At 73.6% G+C, this 23,496-nt stretch carries 18 protein-coding genes; 8 read left to right on the top strand and 10 right to left on the bottom strand.

Translation table 11 applies throughout. The features are described from left to right. Window positions 1-14: 14 nt before the first annotated feature. The 3 genes from GA0070614_RS25360 to GA0070614_RS25350 all read right to left on the bottom strand — a co-directional run bounded on the left by GA0070614_RS25360 (window position 15) and on the right by GA0070614_RS25350 (window position 3,665). On the bottom strand, window positions 15-1,574 hold the full coding sequence (locus GA0070614_RS25360) for a pyridoxal phosphate-dependent decarboxylase family protein (RefSeq protein WP_088978307.1): 1,560 nt from the start codon (window positions 1,572-1,574) through the stop codon (window positions 15-17). Window positions 1,575-1,713: 139 nt separating this feature from the next. Beyond that, a complete protein-coding gene (locus tag GA0070614_RS25355; RefSeq protein WP_088978306.1) occupies window positions 1,714-2,958 on the bottom strand; it encodes an MFS transporter in 1,245 nt (414 codons plus the stop codon). Then, window positions 2,955-3,665 (bottom strand): siderophore-interacting protein, encoded by a 711-nt coding sequence (locus GA0070614_RS25350; RefSeq protein ID WP_088978305.1) that lies wholly within the window; start codon window positions 3,663-3,665, stop codon window positions 2,955-2,957. Before GA0070614_RS25350 ends, GA0070614_RS25355 begins: the two co-directional genes overlap by 4 nt. Window positions 3,666-3,764: 99 nt before the next feature. On the opposite strand from GA0070614_RS25350, the gene GA0070614_RS25345 reads away from it, so the two are divergent. The 3 genes from GA0070614_RS25345 to GA0070614_RS25335 all read left to right on the top strand — a co-directional run bounded on the left by GA0070614_RS25345 (window position 3,765) and on the right by GA0070614_RS25335 (window position 7,533). Next, window positions 3,765-5,831 carry a penicillin acylase family protein gene (locus GA0070614_RS25345; RefSeq protein WP_088979658.1) on the top strand — a complete coding sequence of 689 codons (2,067 nt, stop codon included), beginning with the start codon at window positions 3,765-3,767 and terminating at the stop codon, window positions 5,829-5,831. Beyond that, window positions 5,828-6,385, top strand: a complete 558-nt coding sequence (locus tag GA0070614_RS25340) for a GNAT family N-acetyltransferase (RefSeq protein ID WP_088978304.1) — start codon at window positions 5,828-5,830, stop codon at window positions 6,383-6,385. Before GA0070614_RS25345 ends, GA0070614_RS25340 begins: the two co-directional genes overlap by 4 nt. Window positions 6,386-6,630: 245 nt before the next feature. Continuing rightward, window positions 6,631-7,533 (top strand): endonuclease domain-containing protein, encoded by a 903-nt coding sequence (locus GA0070614_RS25335; RefSeq protein ID WP_157745087.1) that lies wholly within the window; start codon window positions 6,631-6,633, stop codon window positions 7,531-7,533. Window positions 7,534-7,667: 134 nt separating this feature from the next. Here GA0070614_RS25335 and GA0070614_RS25330 read toward each other — a convergent pair whose 3' ends face one another. The 4 genes from GA0070614_RS25330 to GA0070614_RS25315 form a co-directional block, all read right to left on the bottom strand. Beyond that, window positions 7,668-8,612: an ABC transporter substrate-binding protein gene (locus GA0070614_RS25330; protein WP_088978302.1), complete on the bottom strand. Its 945-nt coding sequence runs from the start codon at window positions 8,610-8,612 to the stop codon at window positions 7,668-7,670. Further along, a complete protein-coding gene (locus GA0070614_RS25325) occupies window positions 8,612-9,526 on the bottom strand; it encodes an ABC transporter ATP-binding protein (protein WP_088978301.1) in 915 nt (304 codons plus the stop codon). The genes GA0070614_RS25330 and GA0070614_RS25325 overlap by 1 nt, the downstream gene beginning before the upstream one ends. A 26-nt stretch (window positions 9,527-9,552) precedes the next feature. Next, window positions 9,553-10,605, bottom strand: a complete 1,053-nt coding sequence (locus tag GA0070614_RS25320) for a FecCD family ABC transporter permease (protein WP_231933386.1) — start codon at window positions 10,603-10,605, stop codon at window positions 9,553-9,555. 230 nt (window positions 10,606-10,835) lie between these two features. Then, complete coding sequence (locus GA0070614_RS25315) at window positions 10,836-11,876, bottom strand: FecCD family ABC transporter permease (RefSeq protein ID WP_088978300.1); 1,041 nt, start codon at window positions 11,874-11,876, stop codon at window positions 10,836-10,838. Between the two features lie 221 nt (window positions 11,877-12,097). On the opposite strand from GA0070614_RS25315, the gene GA0070614_RS25310 reads away from it, so the two are divergent. Beyond that, window positions 12,098-12,457, top strand: a complete 360-nt coding sequence (locus GA0070614_RS25310) for a YciI family protein (protein WP_088978299.1) — start codon at window positions 12,098-12,100, stop codon at window positions 12,455-12,457. A 73-nt stretch (window positions 12,458-12,530) separates the two neighbouring features. On the opposite strand, the gene GA0070614_RS25305 is transcribed toward GA0070614_RS25310, so the two are convergent. Next, window positions 12,531-13,004 carry a cytidine deaminase family protein gene (locus GA0070614_RS25305; RefSeq protein ID WP_088978298.1) on the bottom strand — a complete coding sequence of 158 codons (474 nt, stop codon included), beginning with the start codon at window positions 13,002-13,004 and terminating at the stop codon, window positions 12,531-12,533. A gap of 208 nt (window positions 13,005-13,212) precedes the next feature. Between GA0070614_RS25305 and hrpA the strand changes: the two genes are divergently transcribed. Continuing rightward, entirely contained in the window at window positions 13,213-17,274 is a 4,062-nt protein-coding gene (gene hrpA / locus GA0070614_RS25300; RefSeq protein WP_088978297.1) for an ATP-dependent RNA helicase HrpA, read from the top strand. 61 nt (window positions 17,275-17,335) lie between these two features. Here the strand turns inward: hrpA and GA0070614_RS25295 are convergent, their stop codons facing one another. Continuing rightward, window positions 17,336-18,697 carry an FAD-dependent oxidoreductase gene (locus GA0070614_RS25295; protein ID WP_088978296.1) on the bottom strand — a complete coding sequence of 454 codons (1,362 nt, stop codon included), beginning with the start codon at window positions 18,695-18,697 and terminating at the stop codon, window positions 17,336-17,338. Window positions 18,698-18,758: 61 nt separating this feature from the next. Then, entirely contained in the window at window positions 18,759-19,688 is a 930-nt protein-coding gene (locus tag GA0070614_RS25290) for a LysR family transcriptional regulator (RefSeq protein WP_088978295.1), read from the bottom strand. Window positions 19,689-19,723: 35 nt separating this feature from the next. On the opposite strand from GA0070614_RS25290, the gene GA0070614_RS25285 reads away from it, so the two are divergent. The 3 genes from GA0070614_RS25285 to GA0070614_RS25275 are packed head-to-tail and all read left to right on the top strand — an operon-like array spanning window position 19,724 to window position 23,153. Continuing rightward, the gene (locus GA0070614_RS25285; RefSeq protein WP_088978294.1) at window positions 19,724-20,455 is read left to right on the top strand and encodes a succinate dehydrogenase cytochrome b subunit; all 732 of its coding nucleotides are present in this window, start codon (window positions 19,724-19,726) and stop codon (window positions 20,453-20,455) included. Window positions 20,456-20,457: 2 nt separating this feature from the next. After that, window positions 20,458-22,395 carry a fumarate reductase/succinate dehydrogenase flavoprotein subunit gene (locus tag GA0070614_RS25280; protein WP_088978293.1) on the top strand — a complete coding sequence of 646 codons (1,938 nt, stop codon included), beginning with the start codon at window positions 20,458-20,460 and terminating at the stop codon, window positions 22,393-22,395. Beyond that, window positions 22,392-23,153: a succinate dehydrogenase/fumarate reductase iron-sulfur subunit gene (locus GA0070614_RS25275; protein WP_088978292.1), complete on the top strand. Its 762-nt coding sequence runs from the start codon at window positions 22,392-22,394 to the stop codon at window positions 23,151-23,153. Before GA0070614_RS25280 ends, GA0070614_RS25275 begins: the two co-directional genes overlap by 4 nt. The last annotated feature ends 343 nt before the right edge of the window (window positions 23,154-23,496 follow it).

Below are 23,496 nucleotides of genomic sequence, written 5' to 3'. Positions count from 1 at the left end.
ATCTCCAGGTGCGGTCAGCCGACGGGACAGGACAGTTCGCCGGCCGTGCGGGTCCGCACGTACCAGCCGGCGTGTTCGGCGACGAGATCGCGCACGTGGGCGACGTCGTCCACGGTGGTCTCGGGGTTGAGCAGGGTGAACTTGAGGTAGTGCGCGCCGTCGACGGTGGTGCCGGCGACGAGGGCGGCCCCGGACGCCGCGAGGGCCTCGCGGGCGTACAGGTTGGCGTCGTCGACGAGCCGCCGGCCGACGCCGGTCGGCAGGTAGCGGAAGACCACGGTGCTCAACTGCGAGCGGGTCACCACCTCGAAGCGGGGGTCCTCGGTGAGCAGCCGCCAGGCGGCGTCGGCGCGGTCGACGACCTCGTCGAAGAGCGCGCCGATCGACTCGGGACCCATGATGCGCAGGGTCAGCCAGAGCTTCAGGGCGTCGAACCGACGGGTGGTCTGGATGCTCTTGTCGACCTGGTTGGGGATGCGCTGCGCGACGGCCCGGGCCGGGTTGAGGTAGTCGGCGTGCCAGGTGGCGTGCCGCAGCACCCGGGCCTCGCGCACCAGCAGGGCGCTGGAGCTGACCGGCTGGAAGAACGACTTGTGGTAGTCGACGGTGACCGAGTCGGCCCGCTCGACGCCGTCGAGCAGGTGCCGCCGGGTCGGCGAGACCAGCAGGCCGCAGCCGTACGCGGCGTCGACGTGCAGCCACACGCCGGCCGCCGCGCAGACGTCGGCGATCGCCGGCAGCGGGTCGATGCTGCCGAAGTCGGTGGTGCCGGCCGTGGCCACCACGGCCATCACGACGAGCCCGTCGCGCCGGCACCGTTCGATCGCGCGGGCCAGTTCGTCGGTACGCATCCGGCGGTCGGCGTCGGTGGCGACGGTGATGACCGCGTCCGCGCCGAGGCCGAGCAGCTTCGCCGCCTTCTGCACGCTGAAGTGCCCGGCCACCGAGGTGACGACGCGCAGCCGGGACAGCAGCTCGGGACGGGACGGGCGCGGTCCCGGGAAGCCCCCGGCGCGGGCGCAGGCCTCCTCGCGGGCCAGCAGCATCGCCTGCAGGTTGGACTGGGTCCCGCCGCTGGTGAACACGCCGTCGGCGGCGGGCCCGAGCCCGATCCGCTGCGCCGTCCAGTCGATCAGCCGGCGCTCGATCAGGGTGCCGCCGGCGCTCTGGTCCCAGGTGTCCATCGAGGAGTTGACGGCGCTGAGCACCGCCTCGCCGAGCAGGGCGGGGATGACCACCGGGCAGTTCAGGTGGGCCAGGTAGCGCGGGTGGTGGAAGTAGACCGCGTCGCGCAGGTAGACGTCCTGGAGTTCGTCCAGGGCCGCCCCGGTGTCGCCCAGCGGCCGGTCCAGGTCGATGCCGTCGATCCGGGGCGCGAGCTGCTCGGGGGTCACGCCGGTGAACGGCGTCGCGGCGGCGGCCACCCGGCCGGCGACCCGGTCGATCCCGTCGGCCAGCACCCGGCGGTAGTGCTCCACCGAGCCGGCGTGGAACAGGTGGGCCCGGCCGCTGGCCGCCGGGGCGCGGACCGCCGCGGGCGCCAGGGCCGCGGCAGGTGGTCCGGACAGACTCATGTTGGTCCTCAGTGGTCGGAGAGTGGAGATGAGGGGACGACGGAGCGGGCGCCGCCCACCGGAGCTCCGGCGGTGATCGCGAAGTTAGGTTACCCTAACCTAACTTCCGGGCGGCGTCACCGGGCCCGGCGTGTCGCGGTCAGCGCGACACGGTCACCGGTTCGGCCGGGCGGACCTGGCCGAACCGAGAGGCTGGCCGGAACCGCCGCTGGTGTGCGACGCCCGCCACGACACCGGCCACGACCAGCACGACGGCGGCCACCGCGACGGCGGGGTAGCCCACCCGGTCGGCGACGGCCAGCCCGACCGAGGCCGCCACGAAGGAGCAGACCAGTCCGAACGAGGAGAGCACCGTGAAGTCGGTGCCGCCGGTGCCCGGCCGGGAGTAGTCCATGTCGACCGTGTAGAGCACCACGTTGGCGGCCGTGTAGGCGGCCATGAAGCCGCACAGCGCGGTGACCGTCGCGCCCAGCGGGGCCCGTCCGGTCAGCAACGGCAGCAGCATCGCCGTGGCGACCGCGAGAGCGACGCCCGCCGCGACGAGCACCGGGCCACGCCCGAACCGTCCGATCGCCACCCCGGCGAGCAGGCCGGCCACGATCGCCGGGGCGCTGGTCACCACCCCGGTCACCACGCCGATGCGGGCCAGCGACCAGCCCGCGTCCACCAGCGCCGGGGTCACCAGCGCGTACGCCGCGCCGGCACCGACGTAGACCAGCGGCACCACCACGAACGTCCACCACCGGCACCCGGGCTGGCCGAACACCGACAGCAACGCCCGGTACGCCGCCCGCGTCGACTCCACCCGGTCGGTGCGGACCGGCTCGCGCAGCCGCCACACCACCAGCAGACCGAGCGACGTCGACGCGGCCAGCAGCAGGATCGCCGCCCGCCAGCCGTACCGGTCGTAGACCAGCACGCACGCGCCGCCGCCGATCAGGTTGCCGAGGTAGCCGGCGGCGACCTGGATGCCGTTGCCGGCGCCCCTCGCCCGCTCGGCGAGCAACCGCACCGCGACCGCGTCGACGGCGATGTCCTGGGTGGCGGAGAGGAACACGTACCCGGCGCAGATCGCGACGAGCGGGCCGAGCCGGCCGCCCGGGTCGTCGAACGGGACGAGGGCCAGCAGGGCCAGCACCAGGCCACCCTGCAGCACCAGCAGCCAGGAGCGGTAGTGGCCGCGGTGGCGGGAGCCGTACCGGTCGAGGATCGGCGCCCAGAGGAACTTCACCGGCCAGATCAGGCCGACGACCTGCAACAGCGCCAGGGTGTCCAGGGAGGTGCCGCCGTCGCGCAGGATCGCGGTCAGGCCGACGGTGATGAAGCCGATGCCGAGGTACTGGGTGACGTAGAGCGCGCCGAGCGCGCCGAGGGGACCCCTCACCGGGCGCTCCAGTAGCCCAGCGAGGTCACCTGGTGCTTGCCGACGCCCAGCGTACGGCGGACGTGCCGGGTGACGGCGCGGGTGCTGGCCGCCTCGCAGGCGATCCAGTAGTGCGCGTCGGCGGCGGCGGGCAGGGCGGCGCACACCGTCTCGACCAGGTACCGCCCCTCGTCCTTGCGCGGCACCCAGGTGACCTCGTGGTGCGCCCGGGCGCGCGCCGGCAGCGCCTGCTCGTCCTCGTTCGCGTACTCCAGCCAGACCGTCGCCGGGATGTCGGCGGCCGCGTCGAGCAGGCTGTTGACCGCCGGCAGCGAGGCGGCGTCGCCGATCAGGTAGAGGTGCCGTGGCGCGGGGTCCGGCAGGTGGAAGGCGCTGCCCTGCACGGTGGCGTCGATGGTGTCACCGGCCCGGGCGGCGACGGCCCACCGGGCGGCGCACCCGTCGTGCAGGGCGAACTCCAGGTGGAACCGTCCGGTCGCCGGGTCCGGGTCGACCAGCGTGTACGCGCGCTGGTGCGCCCGGCCGCCGTCGTCGAACCACAGCCGGATCCACATGGTGGGGTGCACTCCGCAGGACTCCAACAGCCCACCGCCGTCCACCAGCAGCCGCCGGTACGCCCCACCCACCGACTCGGCGTCGAGCACGGTGAGCCGGAAGTCCCGGCCACCCATCGCCTTGAGCACCAGGGCTTCCCAGTTGCGCTTCACGCGACCCCCTCCAGTAAGGTTCACCTTAGTTAGGGGAGGGTAACCTAAGTTGATATTCGTACCGTGCCCGACTCGGGCGTGTCCCGGCGGGACCGCACCGTGACCGGCATCCATCGCGACGCCTGGGGCGTGCCGCACCTGCGCGCCGACAGCGTCGACGAGCTGGCCCGGTGGCAGGGGCGGGTGGCCGCCCTCGACCGGGCCTGGCAGATCGAGACCGAACGCTGGCGCTCCGAGGGCCGGCTCGCCGCGCACCTCGGCCCCGAAGCCCTCGACTGGGACCGGTTCGCCCGCCGCGCCCGCCTCGACGACACCGCGCGGCGCAGCTTCCACCGGCTCTCCCCCGCCACCCGGCGCTGGGTCACCGCGTACACCGACGGGGTCAACGACGCCCTCGCCGAGGGCGCGGCCGGCGCGCCCGAGTTCGCCGCCGCCGGCTGCGCGCCCGGCCGGTGGCGGCCGTGGTCGCCGCTGGGCGTGTTCCTCGTGCAACACATCCTCTTCGCCACCTTCCCGAACAAGCTGTGGCGGGCCCACGTCACGGCCACCCTCGGCCCCGAGGCGGTCGACCTGTTCGCCGTCGAAGGGCCGGGTGGCGCCGGCAGCAACGCCTGGGCGGTGCCCGCCGACCCGGTGACCGGGCGTGCCCCGGTCATCGCCGGGGACCCGCACCGCCTGCTCGAACTGCCCGGCATCTACCAGCAGGTCCGCCTCGCCTGCGACGAGTTCGACGTGGTCGGCCTCGCCTTCCCGGGCGTGCCGGGACTGCCCCACTTCGGCCACGCCGGCGAGGTCGCCTGGGCCGTCACCAACGCCATGGCCGACTACCAGGACCTCTACCGGGAGCAGTTGCGCCACGACGGCGACCGGGTGCTGGTCCGTGACGCCGACGGCTGGACGCCGGCCCACCGCCACGTCGAGCGGATCCCGGTCCGCGGCGGCGCCACCGAAACCGTGGAGGTCGTCGAGACCCCCCGGGGACCGGTCATCGACCACGACCGCCGCACCGGCGAGGCGATCAGCCTGCGCACGCCGGCCCGGGTCGAGGGGAGCCTGGGCTTCGACGCGCTGCTGCCCCTGCTGCGCGCCCGTACCGTCGACGACGTCGCCGACGCGCTGCGGGCCTGGGTGGAGCCGGTGAACAGCGTCCTGGTGGCCGACACCAGCGGAGCCGTGCACCGCCTGGTCGCCGGCCTGGTCCCCACCCGCGACGAGCGGTGCCGGCGTGAACCGGTGCCCGGCTGGGACCCCCGCTACCGCTGGCAGGGCGGCTACGCCGAGTCCAAGCCCGTCGCGGCGGACGGGTTCGCGGTCTGCGCCAACGACCGCCGCGACGACGTGGCCGACCTCGGCGACGACTTCGCCCCGCCGTACCGCGCCGCCCGCATCCGCGCCCTGCTGGCCGAGGGCGTCTCGCCGGAGACCGTCCACATGGACACCCGGCTCGCCCGGACACCGCTGCGCGACGCCCTGCACCGGCTCGACCCCGCCGTCCTCACCCCGCCCGCCCGGGCGCTGCGGGAGCGACTCACCGCCTGGGACGGGCGGATGCGGGCCGACAGCCTCGACGCCGGCGCCTTCGCCGCGTGGCGTGCCGCGCTGGCCCGCCGGCTGCACGAGCACCCCCGGCTGCGCCCGCTGCGCGCCCCGAGCGCGTACGACGGGTTGTTCCGGCCGTGGACGGACCCGCTGGCCCGCATCGGCCACGCCCTCGACGGCGTCGTCGCCGGGCTGCACCGGCTCGGCGCGGACGTGGCGCCGGTCGCGGCGGCGGCGCTGGAGGACGCCGCGACCGCGCCGCCGCAGGCGTGGGGACAGCGGCACGCGCTGCACCCGGTGCACCTCGGCGTCGCGCCGGCCGTCGACGAGGCGGTCGCCGCCATGCGCCGGCGGACCGCCCTCGCCGGGGACACCGACTGCGTGCTCGCCACCTCCAGCGTCCCCGGGACCTCCGACGCCTGCCGGCGGGGGCCGGTCGCCCGGTACGTCTTCGACCTCGGCGACCGCGACCGCAGCCGCTGGATCGTCCCGTTCGGCGCCTCCGGACGCCCCGGCGACCCGCACTTCGACGACCAGCTGCCCCGGTGGGCCACCGGCGAGCTGATCCCGGTGACCACCGACTGGCGCCACCTCACCCCCGACCCGTACGAGACGAGGCACCCGTGACCTACCAGGAGACGATCCCCGGCCTCGGCGAGCTGCGGCTCGTCCCGGTGGACCCGGCCGTCCACGCCGACCTGCTGCACGGCTGGGTGACCGAGCCCCGGGCCAGGTTCTGGGGCATGGGTTCGTACACCGTGGACGAGGTGCGCGAGGTGTACGCGTACCTCGACGGCCTGACCACCCACCACGCGTACCTGATCACGCTGGACGGCACGCCGATCGGGCTGTTCCAGACGTACCGGCCCGAGGCCGACCCGGTGGGCGAGCGCTACCGGGTACGCCCCGGCGACATCGGCATGCACCTGCTGCTCGCCCCGGGGCGGCGCCCACCGCGCGGGCTCACCACCGCCGTCGGCCCCGCCCTGGCCCGCTTCCTGTTCACCGACCCGACCCGGCAGCGGATCGTGGTGGAACCGGACGTGCGCAACGAGATCGCGCTGCGCCGGCTGCGCCGGGAGGGCTTCACCTTCGACGAGGAGATCGACATGCCCGACAAGCGCGCCCAACTCGCCTTCCTCACCCGCTCCCACTTCGACTCCCGCCCCACCCACCCGTAACCCCCTCCCCCGCCCCCACCGCCCGCCCCCGCCCGCCCCGCCCCCGCCCGCCCCGCCCCCGCCGCGCCGCCCCGCGGCGCGCCGCGCCGCGCCGCGGCTGCACTTTCAGAGAAAGAGTGGCCATTTCTCGTCGGACAGCCACTCTTTCTCTGAAAGTGCAGCCAGGGAGCGGCCCGTCGGTGGGGAGGGGCGGGCGTTGTCCACAGGGGGTTATGGGTGGGGGGTGGGGGTGCCAGGGTGTAGGGGTGGCTCGGACACCTCGACGGCCGGCGGAACTGGTCGGGCGGGTCTTCTTCGCACGCGAGGCGATTCATCGCGGCTTGTTGACGAAGAACGACCTCCGTACCAGCGCCTGGCGACGAATCTTCCACAACGTGTACGCGGACGCCCGCCTGACGTTGACACATCGGGCGCGGTGCCGGGCCGCCGCGTCGTGGCTGTTCCCACCCGGCTGTGCGATCGCCGGCAGGTCGGCGGTGGCTCTGCACGGCGGCGTGGCTCCTCATCCGGACGACCCGGTCGAGGTGGTCGTCCGGCCGGAGTCACGGTTCGGGCCATTGGCGGGATTCCTCATCCATGTCGCCGCGTGGCGCGAGGGTGAGGTGCAGCGCCGGGACGGGTGCGCCGTCACCACACCTGTCCGCACCTGCTGGGACCTCGCGAACTGGCTCGACCTCGTCGACGCGGTGGCCCTGATCGACTCGCTCCGCCACGTCCATGCGGTCACCCTGCCCGAACTGGAGCACTACCTCTCGCAGCACCGTGGCGAACGAGGCTGGCGCAAGTTCGCCGAAGCGGTCGCCCTGAGCGACGGCGGCGCCGAGTCGCTGCCCGAGTCACGGCTTCGCGTCCGTCTCGTCCGGGCGGGCCTACCCCGCCCGGCCACCCAGCATGTCGTCGAGCGGGCTGGCCGCTTCATCGCCCGGGTGGACCTGGCCTGGCCGGAACTCAAGATCGCCATCGAGTACGACGGGCTCTGGCACCACGACCCCGCCCAACTGCACCGTGACCGCCAACGCCTCAACAAGCTCCTCGGCGACGAGTGGATCGTCCTCCACGTCACGAGCCAACGCATGCGCGAGGACTTCGACGGCTTCCTCGCCGAGGTCCACGCCGCCCTTCGCTCCCGCTCCCGTCGCCCTTCCTGACCCCTGTAGCACCCTCCTTCAGAGAAAGAGTGGCTATTCGACGAGGAATAGCCACTCTTTCTCTGAAAGTGCGCCGGCCGGCGGCGGGGGGCGGCGCGGCGTGCGGGGGGGCGGCGCGGCGTGCGGGGGGTGGGTTAGGGGGCGAGGTGCTTTTCGAGGTCGTCGAGGATCTTGTTGGCGGCGCCGACGCCGATGCCGGTCATCCAGACCTCGTCGGAGACCACGTGCGCCTTGCCGGCCTTGACGGCGGACAGGCCCTGCCAGAGGCTGCCCGCGGTGACCTTGGCCTGCTCGGCGGCGGCCTTCTCGCCGTACGCGGTCACGAAGATCACGTCACCGTCGACCTCGTTGATCCGCTCGGCGCTGACCAGGTCGAAGCGCCTGTCCTCCTTGCCCTCCAGGCGCTGCCGCTCGGGGCGGCCCAGCCCGGTGTCGCCGATGACGATGCCGGAGAAGGAGTCCGGGCCGTACACCCGGATGTTGCCCGGGATGAAGCGCACGATGGAGATCTCCCGCGACGCGGCGTCGCCCAGCTTCGCGCCGAAGTCCCTCGCCCGCTTCTCGTAGGCCGCGAGCAGGTCCTTGGCCTGCTGCTCCTTGCCCAGCGCCGCACCGTCGAGGAGGAGGTTCTCCTTCCAGGTGATGCCGACCTTCTCGGTGAAGACGGTCGGGGCGATGGCGCTGAGCTCGTCGTAGAACTTCTCCTGGCGGAACTTGCTGCCGAGGATCAGGTCCGGCTTCAGCGCGGTGATCGCCTCGAGGTCGGGCTCGGTGAGCACGCCGACCTCCGTGATGCCGGCGAGCTTCTCCGCGCCGAAGTAGGTCGGCCAGCTCCGCGCCTCACCGGCGGTGGCGGCGCCGACCGGCGTGACGCCGAGCGAGAGCGCGGTGTCGATCTTATCGGTGTCGAGCACCACGACCCGCTCGGGGGCGGCCGGCACCTTGGTGGTGCCCATGGCATGGGTGATCTCCCGGGTCTCACCGGCGGAGGTGCCGGCGACCGGGTCGCTCTCCCCGCAGGCGGTCAGGCCCACGCCGAGGGCGAGGGCCGCGGTGAGGGTGGCGGCGAGACGACGCATCAGAGTCCTTTCGAGGGGTACGTGCCGAAGCGCGGGTCTGTCGCGTCATCGGCGGAGGGGCGGGCCGCCGGAGCGGTCGGGCCCACCGGGTCGAGGTCGGCCGGGGCGGAGCCGGTGGGAGCCGCCGGGGCCAGGGACGGGCAGGTGAGGGCGGGCACCACCAGCGGCGCGCCGGTCACCGGGCAGGGCACCACCACGCAGTCCAGGCCGAAGACGTCCCGCACCAGATCGGCGGTGAGGATGTCGCGCGGCGCCCCGGTGGCGACCACCTGCCCGGCCCGCATGGCGATGAGGTGGTCGGCGTACCGGGCGGCCTGGTTGAGGTCGTGCAGCACCGCCACCACGGTGCGACCCCGCTCGGCGCGCAGCCGGTGCAGCAGGTCCAGCACCTCCACCTGGTGCGCCAGGTCCAGGAACGTGGTCGGCTCGTCCAGCAGCAGCGCCTCGGTGTCCTGGGCGAGGGTCATCGCGATCCAGACCCGCTGCCGCTGCCCGCCGGAGAGGGTGTCGACCGGCCGGTCGGCCAGCCCCGCGACGTCGGCGAGCGCCATCGCCCGGTCCACCGCCTCGGCGTCCTGCTCGGACCACTGCCGCCACCACCGTTGGTACGGCTGCCGTCCGCGACCGACCAGGTCGGCGACGGTGACCCCCTCGGGCACCAGGGGGCTCTGCGGCAGCACGCCGAGCCGTCGGGCCACCTCGCGGGTGGGCAGGTCCCGGATCGCGGTGCCGTCGAGCAGCACCGCGCCGCGCCGGGGGGTGAGCAGCCGGGCCATGGTCCGTAGCAGGGTGGACTTGCCGCAGGCGTTCGGCCCGACGATGACGGTGAACGCGTCGGCGGGCAGCGCCAGGTCGAGCCCGTCGAGCACGGTCCGTTCGTCGTAGCCGACGACCAGGTCGCGGGTGGCGAGCATGGCGTCTCCTCGGGCGGGGATGGTCGTCACGCGGACCGCCGTCGGCCACGGACGAGCAGGAACATCAGGTACGGCCCGCCGATGGCGGCGGTCAGCACGCCGGCCGGCAGTTGGGTGGGGGCGAGCAGCCGCCGGCCGGCGAGGTCGGCCAGCACCAGCAGCAGCGCGCCGAGCAGCGCGGCGCAGACCAGCGGGGGCCGCTCGGCCCGGACCAGCCGGCGGGCCAGTTGCGGGGCGACCAGGGCGACGAAGTCCACCGCGCCGACCTGGGCGGTGACCGTCGCGGCGAGCACCACACCGGTGGCGGCCAGCCCGATCCGGCGGGCCACCGGGCGCAGCCCGACGCCCCGGGCGGTGTCGTCGTCGAGCGCGGCGCTGTTGAGCGCCCAGCCGGCCCAGGCCAGCACCGGCAGGAGCGCGGCCAGGGTGAACGCGATCCAGAGGCTCTCGGTCCAGCCCTTGCCGGCCAGCGTGCCGATGAGCCAGACCTGCGCCCGCAGCCCGTCGATCGGGTCGGCGGAGAGCATGACCACCTCGGTCAGCGCCCGCAGGGCGAAGGCGACGGCGACACCGGCCAGCACGAACCGTTGGGCGGCCAGCCCGTGCCGGGCGCCCAGGGCGAGCAGCAGCAGGGCGGCGGCCAGCCCGCCGAGCAGCGCCGCCGGGGCGACCAGGACGGCGGCGGCCCCGGTGGTGATGGCCACCGTGGCGGCCAGTCCCGCGCCCTGGGTGATGCCGACGACGTCCGGGCTGGCGATCGGGTTGCGGGCGACGCTCTGGATCAGCGTGCCGGCGAGGCCGAAGGCCGCGCCGGCCACCGCCGCGAGCACCAGGCGGGGCAGCCGCAGGTCGAGCACGACCAGGTCGTACGGGGTGCCGGCGCCGGAGAGCGCGCGCAGCACGTCGGCCGGGGCGACGTACGGGGTGCCGAGCGAGAGGCTGAGCACCGCGGCGGCGGCGAGCAGCCCGGTGGAGGCGAGCGCCACCAGCACGGCGCGACGGCGGATCTGGAGGCTGACCGGCCCGACCCGCAGCAACGACCGCCCGGGCAGCCCGGCGCGGCGGCCGGTCGCGCGCACCGGCGACACCTCGGTCCGCGACCGCGCGACGCGCCCGTGAGGCGCACCGCCCGCGCCGGGCGGCGCCGACTCGGATTCGGACCGCGCGGCACCCGGCGTACTGTCCGCGTCGGGCTGCGCGACCGCGGCGCGCGGCTGGGGGGCCGGCGCATCCGGCCCGTTCCCCGGGGTCACCGGCGCCACCTCGTCCTGCGCCCGGACGGCGCGCAGTCCCGGCTCGTGTCCCGCGCTCACGCCGTCACGACCTTCGCCCGGCGCACCAGGTACGCCAGCAGCGGCGCGCCGATCAGCGCGGTGATGATCCCGGCGGGCACCTCGCCGGGCGGGGCGATCAGCCGTCCGACGATGTCCGCGCCGAGCAGCAGGGCGGGCCCGAGCAGGGCGGAGACGGCCAACGTCCAGCGGTGGTCGGCGCCGACCAGGGCCCGGGCCAGGTGCGGCACGGCGAGCCCGACGAAGGCGACCGGCCCGGCGGCGGCGACCGCGGCGCCGGTGAGCAGCACGGCCGCCGCGCCGCCGCCGAGGCGGACCAGACCGATGCGGTGGCCGAGTCCCCGGGCCACGTCGTCGCCGAGGGCGAGCGCGTCGAGGCCACGGGCGACCAGTACGGCCAGCACCAGGCCGGCGAGGACGATGGGCAGCACCTGCCCGGTGACCGTCAGGTCCCGGCCGGTGAGCCCGCCGACGACCCAGAACCGGTACTCCTCGAAGGTGCGGGCGTCGATGCTGAGCAGCGCGTACACGGCGGAGGCGAGGCTGGCGTCGAGCGCCGCGCCGATCAGGGCGAGGGTGACCGGGCTGGCGCCCTCGCGGGTGCGGTTGGCCACGGCGAAGACGAGCAGCCCGGCGCCGAGGGCGCCGGCGACGCCGAACCAGACGTACCCGGCGAGGCTGCTGACGCCCAGGACGGCGATGGCCAGCACGACGCCGAACGACGCGCCGGCGCTGATGCCGAGGATGCGGGGCTCGGCGAGCGGATTGCGGGTGAGCGCCTGGAACAGCACGCCGGCGACGGCCAGGGCCAGGCCGACGACCAGGCCGAGCGCGGTACGCGGCAGTCGCAGCTCCCGCACGATGGTGCTGGCGGTGCCCCCGTCCGGGGCGATGAGCGCGGCCCACACCTGGCCGGGGGCGAGCGGGCGGCTGCCGAGGGCGAGGCTGGCCAGCACGACGAGCGCCAGCGCGAGCCCGGCAGCGACGGCGATCGCCGTGCGGCGACCCCGGTGCCCGCCGCGCGGGGCGGCCACGGGGCGTACGGCGAGGGTGGTCACGATGCTCCTGAGCTGGGCTAAGGTTCGCCTTACCTTAGCGGATGAGCTTAGGCTTACCTAACCGGCCCCGCTCGATAGACGCCCGCGCATCGGCCGCCCGCCCGGGCCGTGAGCAGGGCCGACCCGCCGGGCCGGGCGGCGACCGGCCGGGAAGCAGGATGAAAGGCACCTGTCCAGTGAGAGCGGGACGAAGCACGCGCCGCAGTGCCTAGGCTCCAGGTATGCGATTCGACCAGCACACCCTCGTCCTCCTGGTCCGCCCGGCGGACGCGCCGGAGCTGCCGCGCGACGCCGCCGACCTGCTGCACGACGCCCACCTGGCGCACCAGAAGGGACTGGTGGAGCAGGGGCTCGTGCTGGCCGCCGGGCCGTTCCTGGACCCGGACGACGAGACGCTGCGCGGCCTCGCCGTGCTGCCGATCAGCCCGGCCGAGGCCCGCGAGCTGTACGCGAACGACCCGGCGGTGCGCTCCGGCCAACTGGTCGCCCACGTGACGAGTTGGCTGGTGCCCGAGGGCAACGTGCGCTACGGCGAGGTCGCCGTGCCCCGCTCGATGCTGGAGGCGGCGGCCGGCGACTGACGGCCGGCAACCGAGCGACGGCCGGCCGGCGACTGACGGCCGACGACTGAACGACGGCCGGCGACCGAGCGGCTCAGTCCTCCGAGGCCGGACGGCTGCTCGGCACGGTCGGCATCGGCCACTGCCCGGTCCGGACGATCGCCGACGGGTCGAGCTGCTGGTCGGCCCAGACGTACGTCTCGGGCAGCAGCTCCCGCACCGGCACCGGCCGCAGGGCGTCCATCGGCCCGAGGATGACCTTGATCGACGGGAAGTAGTCGAGCAGCACCTGGCGGCACCGGCCGCAGGGCGGGATCACCCCCCGGCCCCGGTCCCCCACCGCGACGATGGCCTCCAGCTCACCGACGCCCTGGGTCGCGGCGGCGCCGATCGCCACCACCTCGGCGCACGGGCCACCGGTGAAGTGGTAGACGTTCACCCCGGTGAAGACCCGGCCGTCGGCGGTGCGGGCGGCGGCGGCGACGGTGTGGTTGTCACTGCGGCAGCGCAGCTTGGCGACCGCGGTGGCGGCCTGCACCAGAGCGCGGTCGGTGTCCAGCATCGTCATGTCGGCCCCCCGGTCGTGTCGGTGGGCGAAACTCTAGCCCGACCGGCGCGCCACCCCCGGCAGCCACGGGGTGTGGCGTGCCCGGCGGGCGGCGGAGATGGGCGTCGGGCAGCAGGCAGCGGGTGACGGGGCAGGCAGCAGGCAGCAGGCGGCGGGCGGCGTAACCCGGGGGCGGTCCGTCGTCGGGCTGCCTATCCTTGGCGACGACATGCAGAATCCAGCCGCACCCGCCGAGGCCGTGACCGTCCGCGAGCTGCTCCGCCGCCTCGACCCCCTGATGTTCCGCGACCAGCGCCGCCTGCAACGACGGCTGGACGGTGTCCGCAGGCTCCGGGACCCGCAGCGCCGCGACGACGCGTTGACCGAGATCGCCACCGAGGTGACGCGGGCCGAGGCGCGGCTGGAGAGCCGGCGGGCCGCCGTGCCGACGATCACCTACCCGCCGCAACTGCCGGTCAGCGAGCGCCGCGACGACATCGCCGCCGCCATCCGCGACCACCAGGTGGTGATCGTGGCGGGTGAGACCGGCTCCGGCAAGACCACCCAGCTGCCGAAGATCTGCCTGGAGCTGGGGCGCGGGATCACCGGTCTGATCGGGCACACCCAGCCCCGCCGGCTGGCCGCCCGGACGGTCGCCGACCGGATCGCCGAGGAACTCGGCACCGAGCTGGGCGACGTGGTCGGCTACAAGGTGCGCTTCACCGATCAGGTGGGCGAGAACAGCCTGGTCAAGCTGATGACCGACGGCATCCTGCTGGCCGAGTTGCAGACCGACCGGATGCTGCGCCAGTACGACACGTTGATCATCGACGAGGCGCACGAACGCAGCCTCAACATCGACTTCATCCTCGGCTACCTCAAGCAGCTCCTGCCCCGCCGCCCCGACCTGAAGGTGATCATCACCTCGGCGACCATCGAGACCGACCGGTTCGCCCGGCACTTCGCCGGGCCGCCGACCGAGGACGCGCCCGAGGGGAAGCCGGCGCCGATCGTCGAGGTGTCCGGGCGGACGTACCCGGTCGAGGTGCGGTACCGGCCGCTGGTCGAGGTCGGCGAGGCCGACGAGGAGGACGAGGCCGACGAGGAGAACGTCCGGGACCAGATCCAGGCCATCGGCGACGCGGTCGAGGAGCTGGCCGCCGAGGGGCCCGGCGACATCCTGGTCTTCCTCAGCGGCGAGCGGGAGATCCGGGACACCGCCGAGGCGCTGGGCCGGCTGGTGGAGAAGAAACGCTCCCTGCTCGGCACCGAGATCCTGCCGCTGTACGCCCGGCTCTCCACCGCCGAGCAGCACCGGGTCTTCGCCCCGCACTCCGGCCGCCGGGTCGTGCTGGCCACCAACGTCGCGGAGACCTCGCTGACCGTGCCCGGCATCAAGTACGTGGTGGACCCGGGCACGGCCCGGATCTCCCGCTACTCCAGCCGGCTCAAGGTGCAGCGGCTGCCCATCGAGCCGGTCTCGCAGGCGTCGGCCAACCAGCGCAAGGGGCGCTGCGGTCGTACCTCGGACGGCATCTGCATCCGCCTCTACGACGAGCAGGACTTCGCCTCGCGGCCCGAGTTCACCGACCCGGAGATCCTGCGCACCAACCTGGCCTCGGTCATCCTCCAGATGACCTCGATCGGGCTCGGCGACATCGCCGCGTTCCCGTTCATCGACCCGCCGGACCGGCGCAACGTCACCGACGGCGTCAACCTGCTGCACGAGCTGGGGGCGCTGGACCCGACGCAGACCGACCCGGCGAAGCGGCTCACCGCGCTCGGCCGGCGGCTGGCCCAGCTCCCGGTCGACCCCCGGCTGGCCCGGATGGTGCTGGAGGGCGAGCGCAACGGCTGCGCCACCGAGGTGATCGTGATCGCCGCCGCGCTCTCCATCCAGGATCCCCGGGAGCGGCCGGCGGAGAAGCAGGCCCAGGCCGACCAGGCGCACGCCCGCTTCGCCGACAAGGAGTCGGACTTCGTCGCGTACCTGAACCTGTGGCGGTACCTGCGCGAGCAGCAGCGGACGCTGTCGTCCAGCGCGTTCCGCCGGATGTGCAAGGCGGAGTACCTGAACTACCTGCGGGTCCGCGAATGGCAGGACATCGTCAGCCAGTTGCGCCAGGTGCTGCGTACCCCGGAACCGGGTGACGGGCGACGCGGCCGGCGACCGACGGCGCAGCCCGGACCCGACGGCGGTGGCCGGCGCGGCGCCGGCGCGGACCTGCCGGAGGAGATCGACACCCCGAAGGTGCACCAGTCGCTGCTGCCCGGGCTGCTGTCGCACATCGGGCTCAAGGACGCGCAGAAGCACGAGTACCTGGGCGCGCGCGGCGCGAAGTTCGCGATCTTCCCCGGGTCGGCGCTGTTCAAGAAGCCGCCGCGCTGGGTGATGGCCGCCGAACTGGTGGAGACCTCCCGGCTCTGGGGCCGGGTGGCCGGCCGGGTCGAGCCGGAGTGGGTCGAGCCGCTGGCCCAGCACCTGGTCAAACGCAGCTACAGCGAGCCGCACTGGGAGAAGAAGCAGGCCGCGGTGCTGGCCTACGAGAAGGTCACCCTGTACGGCATCCCGATCGTCACCTCCCGCAAGGTCAACTTCGGCCGGATCGACCCCGCGCTGAGCCGGGAGCTGTTCATCCGGCACGCCCTGGTCGAGGGCGACTGGTCCACCCACCACCAGTTCTGGAAGGACAACCAGCGGCTGCTCGCCGAGATCGAGGAGCTGGAGAACCGGGCCCGGCGGCGGGACATCCTGGTCGACGACGAGACGATCTTCCAGTTCTACGACGAGCGGATCCCCGCCGACGTGGTCTCCGGGCGGCACTTCGACGCCTGGTGGAAGACGACCCGCCGGGAGCGGCCCGACCTGCTCACCTTCACCCGGGATCTGCTGGTCAACGCCGGACGCGGTGGGGTCGACGAGTCCGACTACCCGGACGAGTGGCGCGCCGACGGGGTCACCCTGCCACTGACGTACACCTTCGACCCGACCGCGCCCACCGACGGCGTCACCGTGGACATCCCGCTGCCGCTGCTCAACCAGGTGCCGGCGGAGAGCTTCGACTGGCAGGTGCCGGGGCTGCGCGAGGAGTTGGTCGTCGCGCTGATCCGGTCCCTGCCCAAGGCGGTCCGGCGCAACTTCGTCCCGGTCCCGGACTACGCCCGCGCGGCGCTCGCCGCGATCACCCCGGGCGAGGAGCCGCTGCTCGACGCGCTGACCCGGCAGCTGCGCCGGATGACCGGGGTCACCGTGCCGCGCGAGGCGTGGGACCCGGGCAAGCTCCCGCCGCACCTGCGGGTCGGCTTCCGGGTGCTCGACGAGGAGAACAAGCCGGTCGCCGAGGGCAAGGACCTCACCGCCCTGCAACGCCAACTCCGCCAGGAGGTACGCCAGGTCGTCGCCGCCGCCGCGCCGGACGTCGCCCGGACTGGCCTCCGTGAGTGGAGCATCGGCTCCCTCCCCCGCACCATCGAGCAGGTCCGGGCCGGGTACGCGGTGACCGCGTACCCGGCGCTGGTGGACGAGGGCGCGACCGTCGGGGTGAAGGTCTTCGACTCCGAGGCCGAGCAGGCCGCCGCGCACTGGGCGGGCACCCGGCGACTGTTGCGGCTGACCGTGCCGTCCCCGGCGAAGTTCCTTCAGGGGCGGCTGAGCAACGAGGCGAAGCTGGCGCTCAGCCGCAACCCGCACGGCGGGGTGCAGCAGCTCATCGAGGACGCCGCCGGCGCGGCGATCGACAAGCTGATCGGCGACGCGGGTGGCCCGGCCTGGGACGCCGAGGGCTTCGCCGCGCTGCGCGACCGGGTCCGCGCCGACCTGGTCGACACCGTCGTCGAGGTGATGGACCGGGTCCGCAAGGTGCTCGCCGCCGCGTACGCCGTCGAGCAGCGGCTCGGCGCGACGAGGAACCTGGCCGTGGTGGCCGCCCTGGCCGACATCCGGGCCCAGCTCACCGGCCTGGTGCACGCCGGTTTCATCACCGAGACCGGGTACGCCCGCCTGCCCGACCTGCTGCGCTACCTCACCGCGGTCGACCGGCGGCTGGACCGGCTCCCCGGCAACCCGCAGCGCGACAAGCAGCAGCAGGACCGGATCGCGGTGGTGCAGAAGGAGTACGCCGACCTGCTCGCCGCGCTGCCACCGTCGAAGCGGCAGTCGGCGGCGGTACGGCAGATCCGCTGGATGATCGAGGAGCTGCGGGTGAACGTCTTCGCCCAGGCGCTGGGCACCCCGTACCCGGTGTCGGAGCAGCGGATCTACCGGGCCATGGACGACGCCGAGGGGCGCTGACCCGCCTGCCGGTCCCGACCGCCGGTCGGGAGGGCCGGGCCGGAGCTGGGGTGGGGGTCGGTCAGGCCGGGTGACGCTGCACCTGCCGGACCGGCGTCGGGGCCGGGCGCGGGCCGCGCAGCACGCGCAGCATCCGGCCGGGGGTGAGCAGCCGGGTCGGCGGGTCGACCAGGTTGATCACCCGTAGGAAGGCCGCGCCGAGTCCCGCGTCGGTGGTGGCCGCCGCGTGCAGCCGGGCGATGTAGGCGTTGACCAGCCGCACCTTGAGGGTGCGCCGGCCGGGGATCTCGGAGAAGCGCAGGTCGGTGCCGACCGAGATCTGCCACGGCGCGTCGATCAGCCGGGCCGCGCCCCGGTAGAAGCGCCGGGCCAGCCCGGTGCCGGCCTCGGCGAGCAGCCGGCGCAGCAGCAGCGCCTCCAGCGAGGCCACCGTGATGCCCTGCCCGTAGATCGGGTTGAAGCTGCACAGCGCGTCGGCGAAGACCAGGTACCCCTCGGGCAGCCGGCGCAGCCGCTCGTAGCGGCGACGGACGCTGGCCGGGTAGCGCATCCGGACCGGCTCGCTCGCCGGCAGCGCGGTACGCAGCAGCTCACCGATCTGCGGGGCGAACAGCGAGCCGGCGAACGCGGCCATGCCCTCGTCGTCGGTGGGCGGCTGCTCCCCCAGCACGCCGCTGAGCACCACGGCGAACCGGCCGTCCTCGTGCGGGGCGACGATGCCGGCGCGCGGCTGGCCCGGCATCGCGTTGGCCAGCGCGCCGAGCAGCCCCTCCAGCTGGCCCGGCTCCCGCCGGTAGATGCGGGTGACGTAGGTGACGTTGATCTCGACCCGCTCCTCGGGGGCGGTCGGGTAGCCCAGCTCGGCGAGCCAGACCGGGCTGCGGCTGCCCCGCCCGCCGGCGTCGACCACCAGGTCGGCGTCGATGGCGATCTCGGTGCGGTCGTCCCCGCCGGGGACCACCCGCACGCCGGTGACGCGGGACCCGTCTCCGACGGTGAGCAGGCCGGTGACCTCGTGCCCGGCCAGCACCCGTACGCCGGGCAGGGCGGCGACCCGCTCCCGTACCACCTGCTCCAGCAGCGGCCGGCTCATGCCGTACGCGATCAGGTCGGAGGGGGCCCGGCGCATCCGGTGCCCGTCGTTGTACCAGTGCACCTCGCCGTGCAGGTCGACCGGGCAGGCGCCCCGGGCGGTCAACTCCTCCCCGATGCCGGGGAACAGTTCGGCGAGCACCTGCCGTCCCCGGTCCAGCAGCACGTGCAGTTGGCGGCCCTGGGGCACGCCGCGGCGACTGGTCGGGGTCGCCGGCAGGGCGTCCCGGTCGAGCAGCAGCACCTCGTCGTACGCGTCGCTCAGGGCGCGGGCGGCGAGCAGGCCGCCCATACTGGCGCCGACCACCACGGCGCGTCCGCTTGCTGCCATGTCGGCAGCGTAGGCAGGGCGGGGGCGGCGGCGCGTCTTCCAGAGTGCGCGACCGGCGGGCTCAGAGCGGCTCCACGCCCGGGGGCAGGTCGTCGCTGGCGGTGGCGTCGCCGACGTAGTCGAGCAGTATCCGGCGCAGCTCCCGGCCGGCGTGGGTGGGCACCACGTCGCGCCGCCGGGCCACCGCGATGGTCCGCCGTACGCCGGGCGGGGCGAGTCGGGTGACCCGCACCCCGGGCCGGCGGGCGACCACGATGCCGGGCACCAGGGCGATGCCCAGTCCCGCCTCGACGAAGCTGAGCACGGCGTCCATCTCGCCGCCGTCGACCGAGACGGTCGGCTCGAAGCCGGCGTCCCGGCAGGCCTGGAGGGTGGCGTCGCGCAGGTCGTAGCCCTCGCGGAACATGACCAGCGGCTGCCCGCGCAGGTCGGTGATGCGCAGTTGGCCGTTCGGGGCGGCGGCGGGCAACGGGTCGACGGAGGCGAGCACCAGGCTCTCGCGCAGGATCGGGTCCAGGCGCAGCCCCGGGTCGGCGCCCTGGGCCGGCATGATGATCAACGCGAGGTCGAGGTCGCCGCGGAGCAGGTCGCGGACCAGGTCCTGCGAGCCGCCCTCCTCCACCCGCAGGTCGACGGTCGGATGGGCGTCGCGGAACCGGCGCAGCACCGGCGGGGCCAGGGAGGTGGCGAGGCTGGGGGTGGCGCCGAGGCGTACCCGTCCCCGGCGCAGGCCGACCAGCTCCTGCACCTCCCGGGTGGCGGTGTCCACGTCGGCGAGGATCCGCTTGGCCAGCGGCAGCAGCACCTCGCCCGCCGCGGTGAGGGTGATGTTGCCCCTTACCCGTTCGAAGAGCGGGGCCCCGAGGTCGGTCTCCAGGGCGTGAATTTGCTTACTCAGCGACGGCTGGGTTATGCCGACGATGTCGGCGGCTTGGGTGAAATGTCGTACTTCAGCGACCGCGACGAAGTACTTCAGCTGATGGAGCTGCATCTACATAGCTTACGGCTATCAAGACTGCGAGGTCGATGCATTGGACGACTGATCAAAGTCCTCCTAGCGTCGATCGGGTGGTAATCACGAAAACTCGGTCGCCCATCCGCTCGAACGTCGGCCTCAAGGCCGTCATGGCGGTGACGGGCATTCTCCTGGTGCTCTTCCTCATCGCGCACATGCTCGGCAACCTGAAGATCTTCACGGGCGCCGAGGCCTTCAACCACTACGCGCACTGGCTGCGCGACCTGGGCACGCCACTGCTGGCCCCGGGCTGGTACCTGTGGCTGCAGCGCGGTGTCCTGCTGGTCGCCCTGATCGGCCACATCGCCGCCGCCACGGTGCTGGCGATGCGCGCCCGGGCCGCCCGCCCGGTGAAGTACGCCCACCGCAAGAAGGTCCAGGGCAGCTACGCCGCGCGCACCATGCGGTGGGGTGGTGTGATCATCGGGCTCTTCGTGATCTACCACATCCTCGACCTGACCACGGGTCACCTGAACCCGGTCGGCGACCCGACCCGGCCGCAGGCCAACGTGGTGGCGGACTTCGCCCCGGAACGCTGGTACGTGACCCTCTTCTACACCCTCGCGGTGGTCGCGCTCGGTTTCCACCTGCGGCACGGCGCCTTCAGCGCGTTCCGCAGCCTGGGCCAGCAGACGCCGAAGGGTGAGCGCCGGGCGCGCAGCCTCGCGCTGGTCTTCGCCGTCGCGTTGACCGTCGGCTACCTGGTGGTCCCGTTCGCCGTACTCATCGGATTGGTGCGCTGACCATGGATCTCTTCACCGAGGGCGACCCGATCGCCGACACCAAGGCTCCCGAGGGTCCGATCGAGACCCGCTGGGAACGCCGCCGCTTCGAGGCCAAGCTGGTCAACCCGGCCAACCGCCGCAAGATGACCGTGATCGTGGTCGGCACCGGCCTGGCCGGCGGCTCCGCCGCGGCGACCCTGGCCGAGCAGGGCTACCGGGTCAAGTCCTACTGCTACCAGGACAGCCCGCGCCGGGCCCACTCGATCGCCGCGCAGGGCGGCATCAACGCGGCCAAGAACTACCGCAACGACGGTGACTCGATCCACCGGCTCTTCTACGACACCGTCAAGGGCGGCGACTTCCGCTCCCGGGAGTCGAACGTGCACCGGCTGGCCGAGGTGTCGGTCAACATCATCGACCAGTGCGTGGCGCAGGGCGTGCCGTTCGCCCGCGAGTACGGCGGCCTGCTCGACACCCGCTCCTTCGGCGGCGCGCAGGTGCAGCGCACCTTCTACGCCCGGGGCCAGACGGGCCAGCAGCTGCTGCTCGGGGCGTACCAGGCGCTGGAGCGGCAGATCGGCCTGGGCAACGTGGAGATGAACGCCCGGCACGAGATGCTGGAGCTGGTCGTCGTCGACGGCAAGGCCCGGGGCATCGTCGTCCGGGACCTGGTCACCGGCGAGATCAGCACCGAGATGGCGGACGCCGTCGTGCTCGCCTCCGGGGGCTACGGCAACGTCTTCTACCTCTCCACCAACGCCAAGGGCTGCAACGTCACGGCGACCTGGCGGGCGCACCGCAAGGGGGCGTACTTCGCCAACCCCTGCTACACGCAGATCCACCCGACCTGCATCCCGGTCTCCGGCGACCACCAGTCGAAGCTGACCCTGATGAGCGAGTCGCTGCGCAACGACGGCCGGGTGTGGGTGCCGAAGGCCAAGGGCGACGAGCGTGCCCCCCGGGACATCCCGGAGGACGAGCGGGACTACTACCTGGAGCGGATCTACCCGTCCTTCGGCAACCTGGTCCCCCGGGACATCGCCTCCCGCGCGGCGAAGAACGTGTGCGACGAGGGTCGGGGTGTCGGGCCCACCAAGCTCGGCGTCTACCTCGACTTCGCCGACGCGATCGACCGGCTCGGCCACAAGGCCATCGAGGCCAAGTACGGCAACCTCTTCGAGATGTACGAGCGGATCACCGGCGAGGACCCGTACCAGGTCCCGATGCGGATCTACCCCGCCGTGCACTACACGATGGGCGGCCTCTGGGTCGACTACGACCTGCAGTCGACCATCCCGGGCCTGTTCGTCATCGGTGAGGCGAACTTCTCCGACCACGGCGCGAACCGGCTCGGCGCCTCGGCGCTGATGCAGGGCCTGGCCGACGGCTACTTCGTGCTGCCCAGCACCATCGCCAACTACCTGGCGTCCGGGCCGCTGGAGAAGGTCGACGCCGGCCACCCGGAGGCGGTCGCGGCCCGCCGCGAGGTGGAGGAGCGGATCACCCGGCTGCTCGCCGTCGACGGCGACCGGACGGTGGACTCGTTCCACCGCGAGCTGGGCCAGATCATGTGGGAGCACTGCGGCATGGAGCGCAGTGAGGCCGGTCTGCGCAAGGCCATCGACGAGATCCGCACGCTGCGCGAGGAGTTCTGGCGGCGGGTGCGCGTCCCGGGCGACGGCGAGGGACTCAACCAGTCGCTGGAGAAGGCCGGCCGGGTGGCCGACTTCTTCGAGCTGGCCGAGCTGATGTGCATCGACGCCCTGCACCGCGAGGAGTCCTGCGGCGGCCACTTCCGGGCCGAGCACCAGACGCCGGACGGCGAGGCGCAGCGCGACGACGACCGGTTCGCCTACGTGGCCGCCTGGGAGTACACCGGCACCGGTGAGCCGGCCGTGCTGCACAAGGAAGACCTGAAGTTCGAATACGTCCACCCCACGCAGCGGAGCTACAAGTGAATCTGACCCTGCGCATCTGGCGCCAGAAGGGCCCTGAGGACAAGGGTCGGATGGTGACCTACCAGGTCGACGACGTCTCCCCGGACATGTCGTTCCTGGAGATGCTCGACGTGCTCAACGAGCGGCTCATCCTCCAGGGGGAGGAGCCGATCGCGTTCGACCACGACTGCCGTGAGGGCATCTGCGGCATGTGCGGCCTCATGATCAACGGGGACGCGCACGGGCCGCAGCGCGGCACCACCGCCTGCCAGCTGCACATGCGGCAGTTCTCCGACGGCGAGACGATCGACATCGAGCCGTGGCGGGCCCGGGCCTTCCCGGTCATCAAGGACCTGGTGGTCAACCGCAACGCCTTCGACCGGATCATCGCCGCCGGTGGCTACATCACCGCCCCGACCGGCAGCGCCCCCGAGGCGCACTCCACCCCGGTGCCCAAGGCCGACGCCGACGCCGCCTTCGAGTCGGCCGCCTGCATCGGCTGCGGCGCCTGCGTGGCGGCCTGCCCGAACGGCTCCGGCATGCTGTTCACCGCCGCCAAGATCACCCAGCTCTCGCTGCTGCCGCAGGGCCAGCCCGAGCGCTACACCCGGGTGATCGGGATGGTGGACGCGCACGACGAGGCCGGGTTCGGCGGCTGCACCAACGCCGGTGAGTGCACCGCGGTCTGCCCGAAGGGCATCCCGCTGGACACCATCGGCCGGCTCAACCGCGACTACCTGCTGGCGACGACGAAGCGGGGCAACACCCCGGGCTCCTGATCCCACGGCGGACCACCCGCCGTCGGCCCACGACCGCCGCGCCCCACTCCCGGGGCGCGGCGGTCGCCCTTTTCCAGAGGTACGCGCACCGCCGGCGCCAGGGCCGACTCGTACCTTGTTGGGTCGCTACAGACTTGACGACAAAAATGACTCACCATGGCAGCGCTGAACGCCGATGCAGCGCCAGCGGCCAGCGGCCAGCGGCAACGGCAGCGGCAGCGGCCAGCGGCAACGGCAGCGGCAGCGGCCAGCGGCAACGGCCATTGGCAACGACCGGCGGCAACGACCGGCGGCAACGACCGGCGGCAACGACCGGCGGCAACGGCAGCGACCAGTGGCCAGT

Origin of the sequence: Micromonospora coxensis (assembly GCF_900090295.1) — a bacterium.
Taxonomy (GTDB): Bacteria; Actinomycetota; Actinomycetes; order Mycobacteriales; family Micromonosporaceae; genus Micromonospora; species Micromonospora coxensis.
This window is presented reverse-complemented; position numbering and strand designations above follow the sequence as displayed.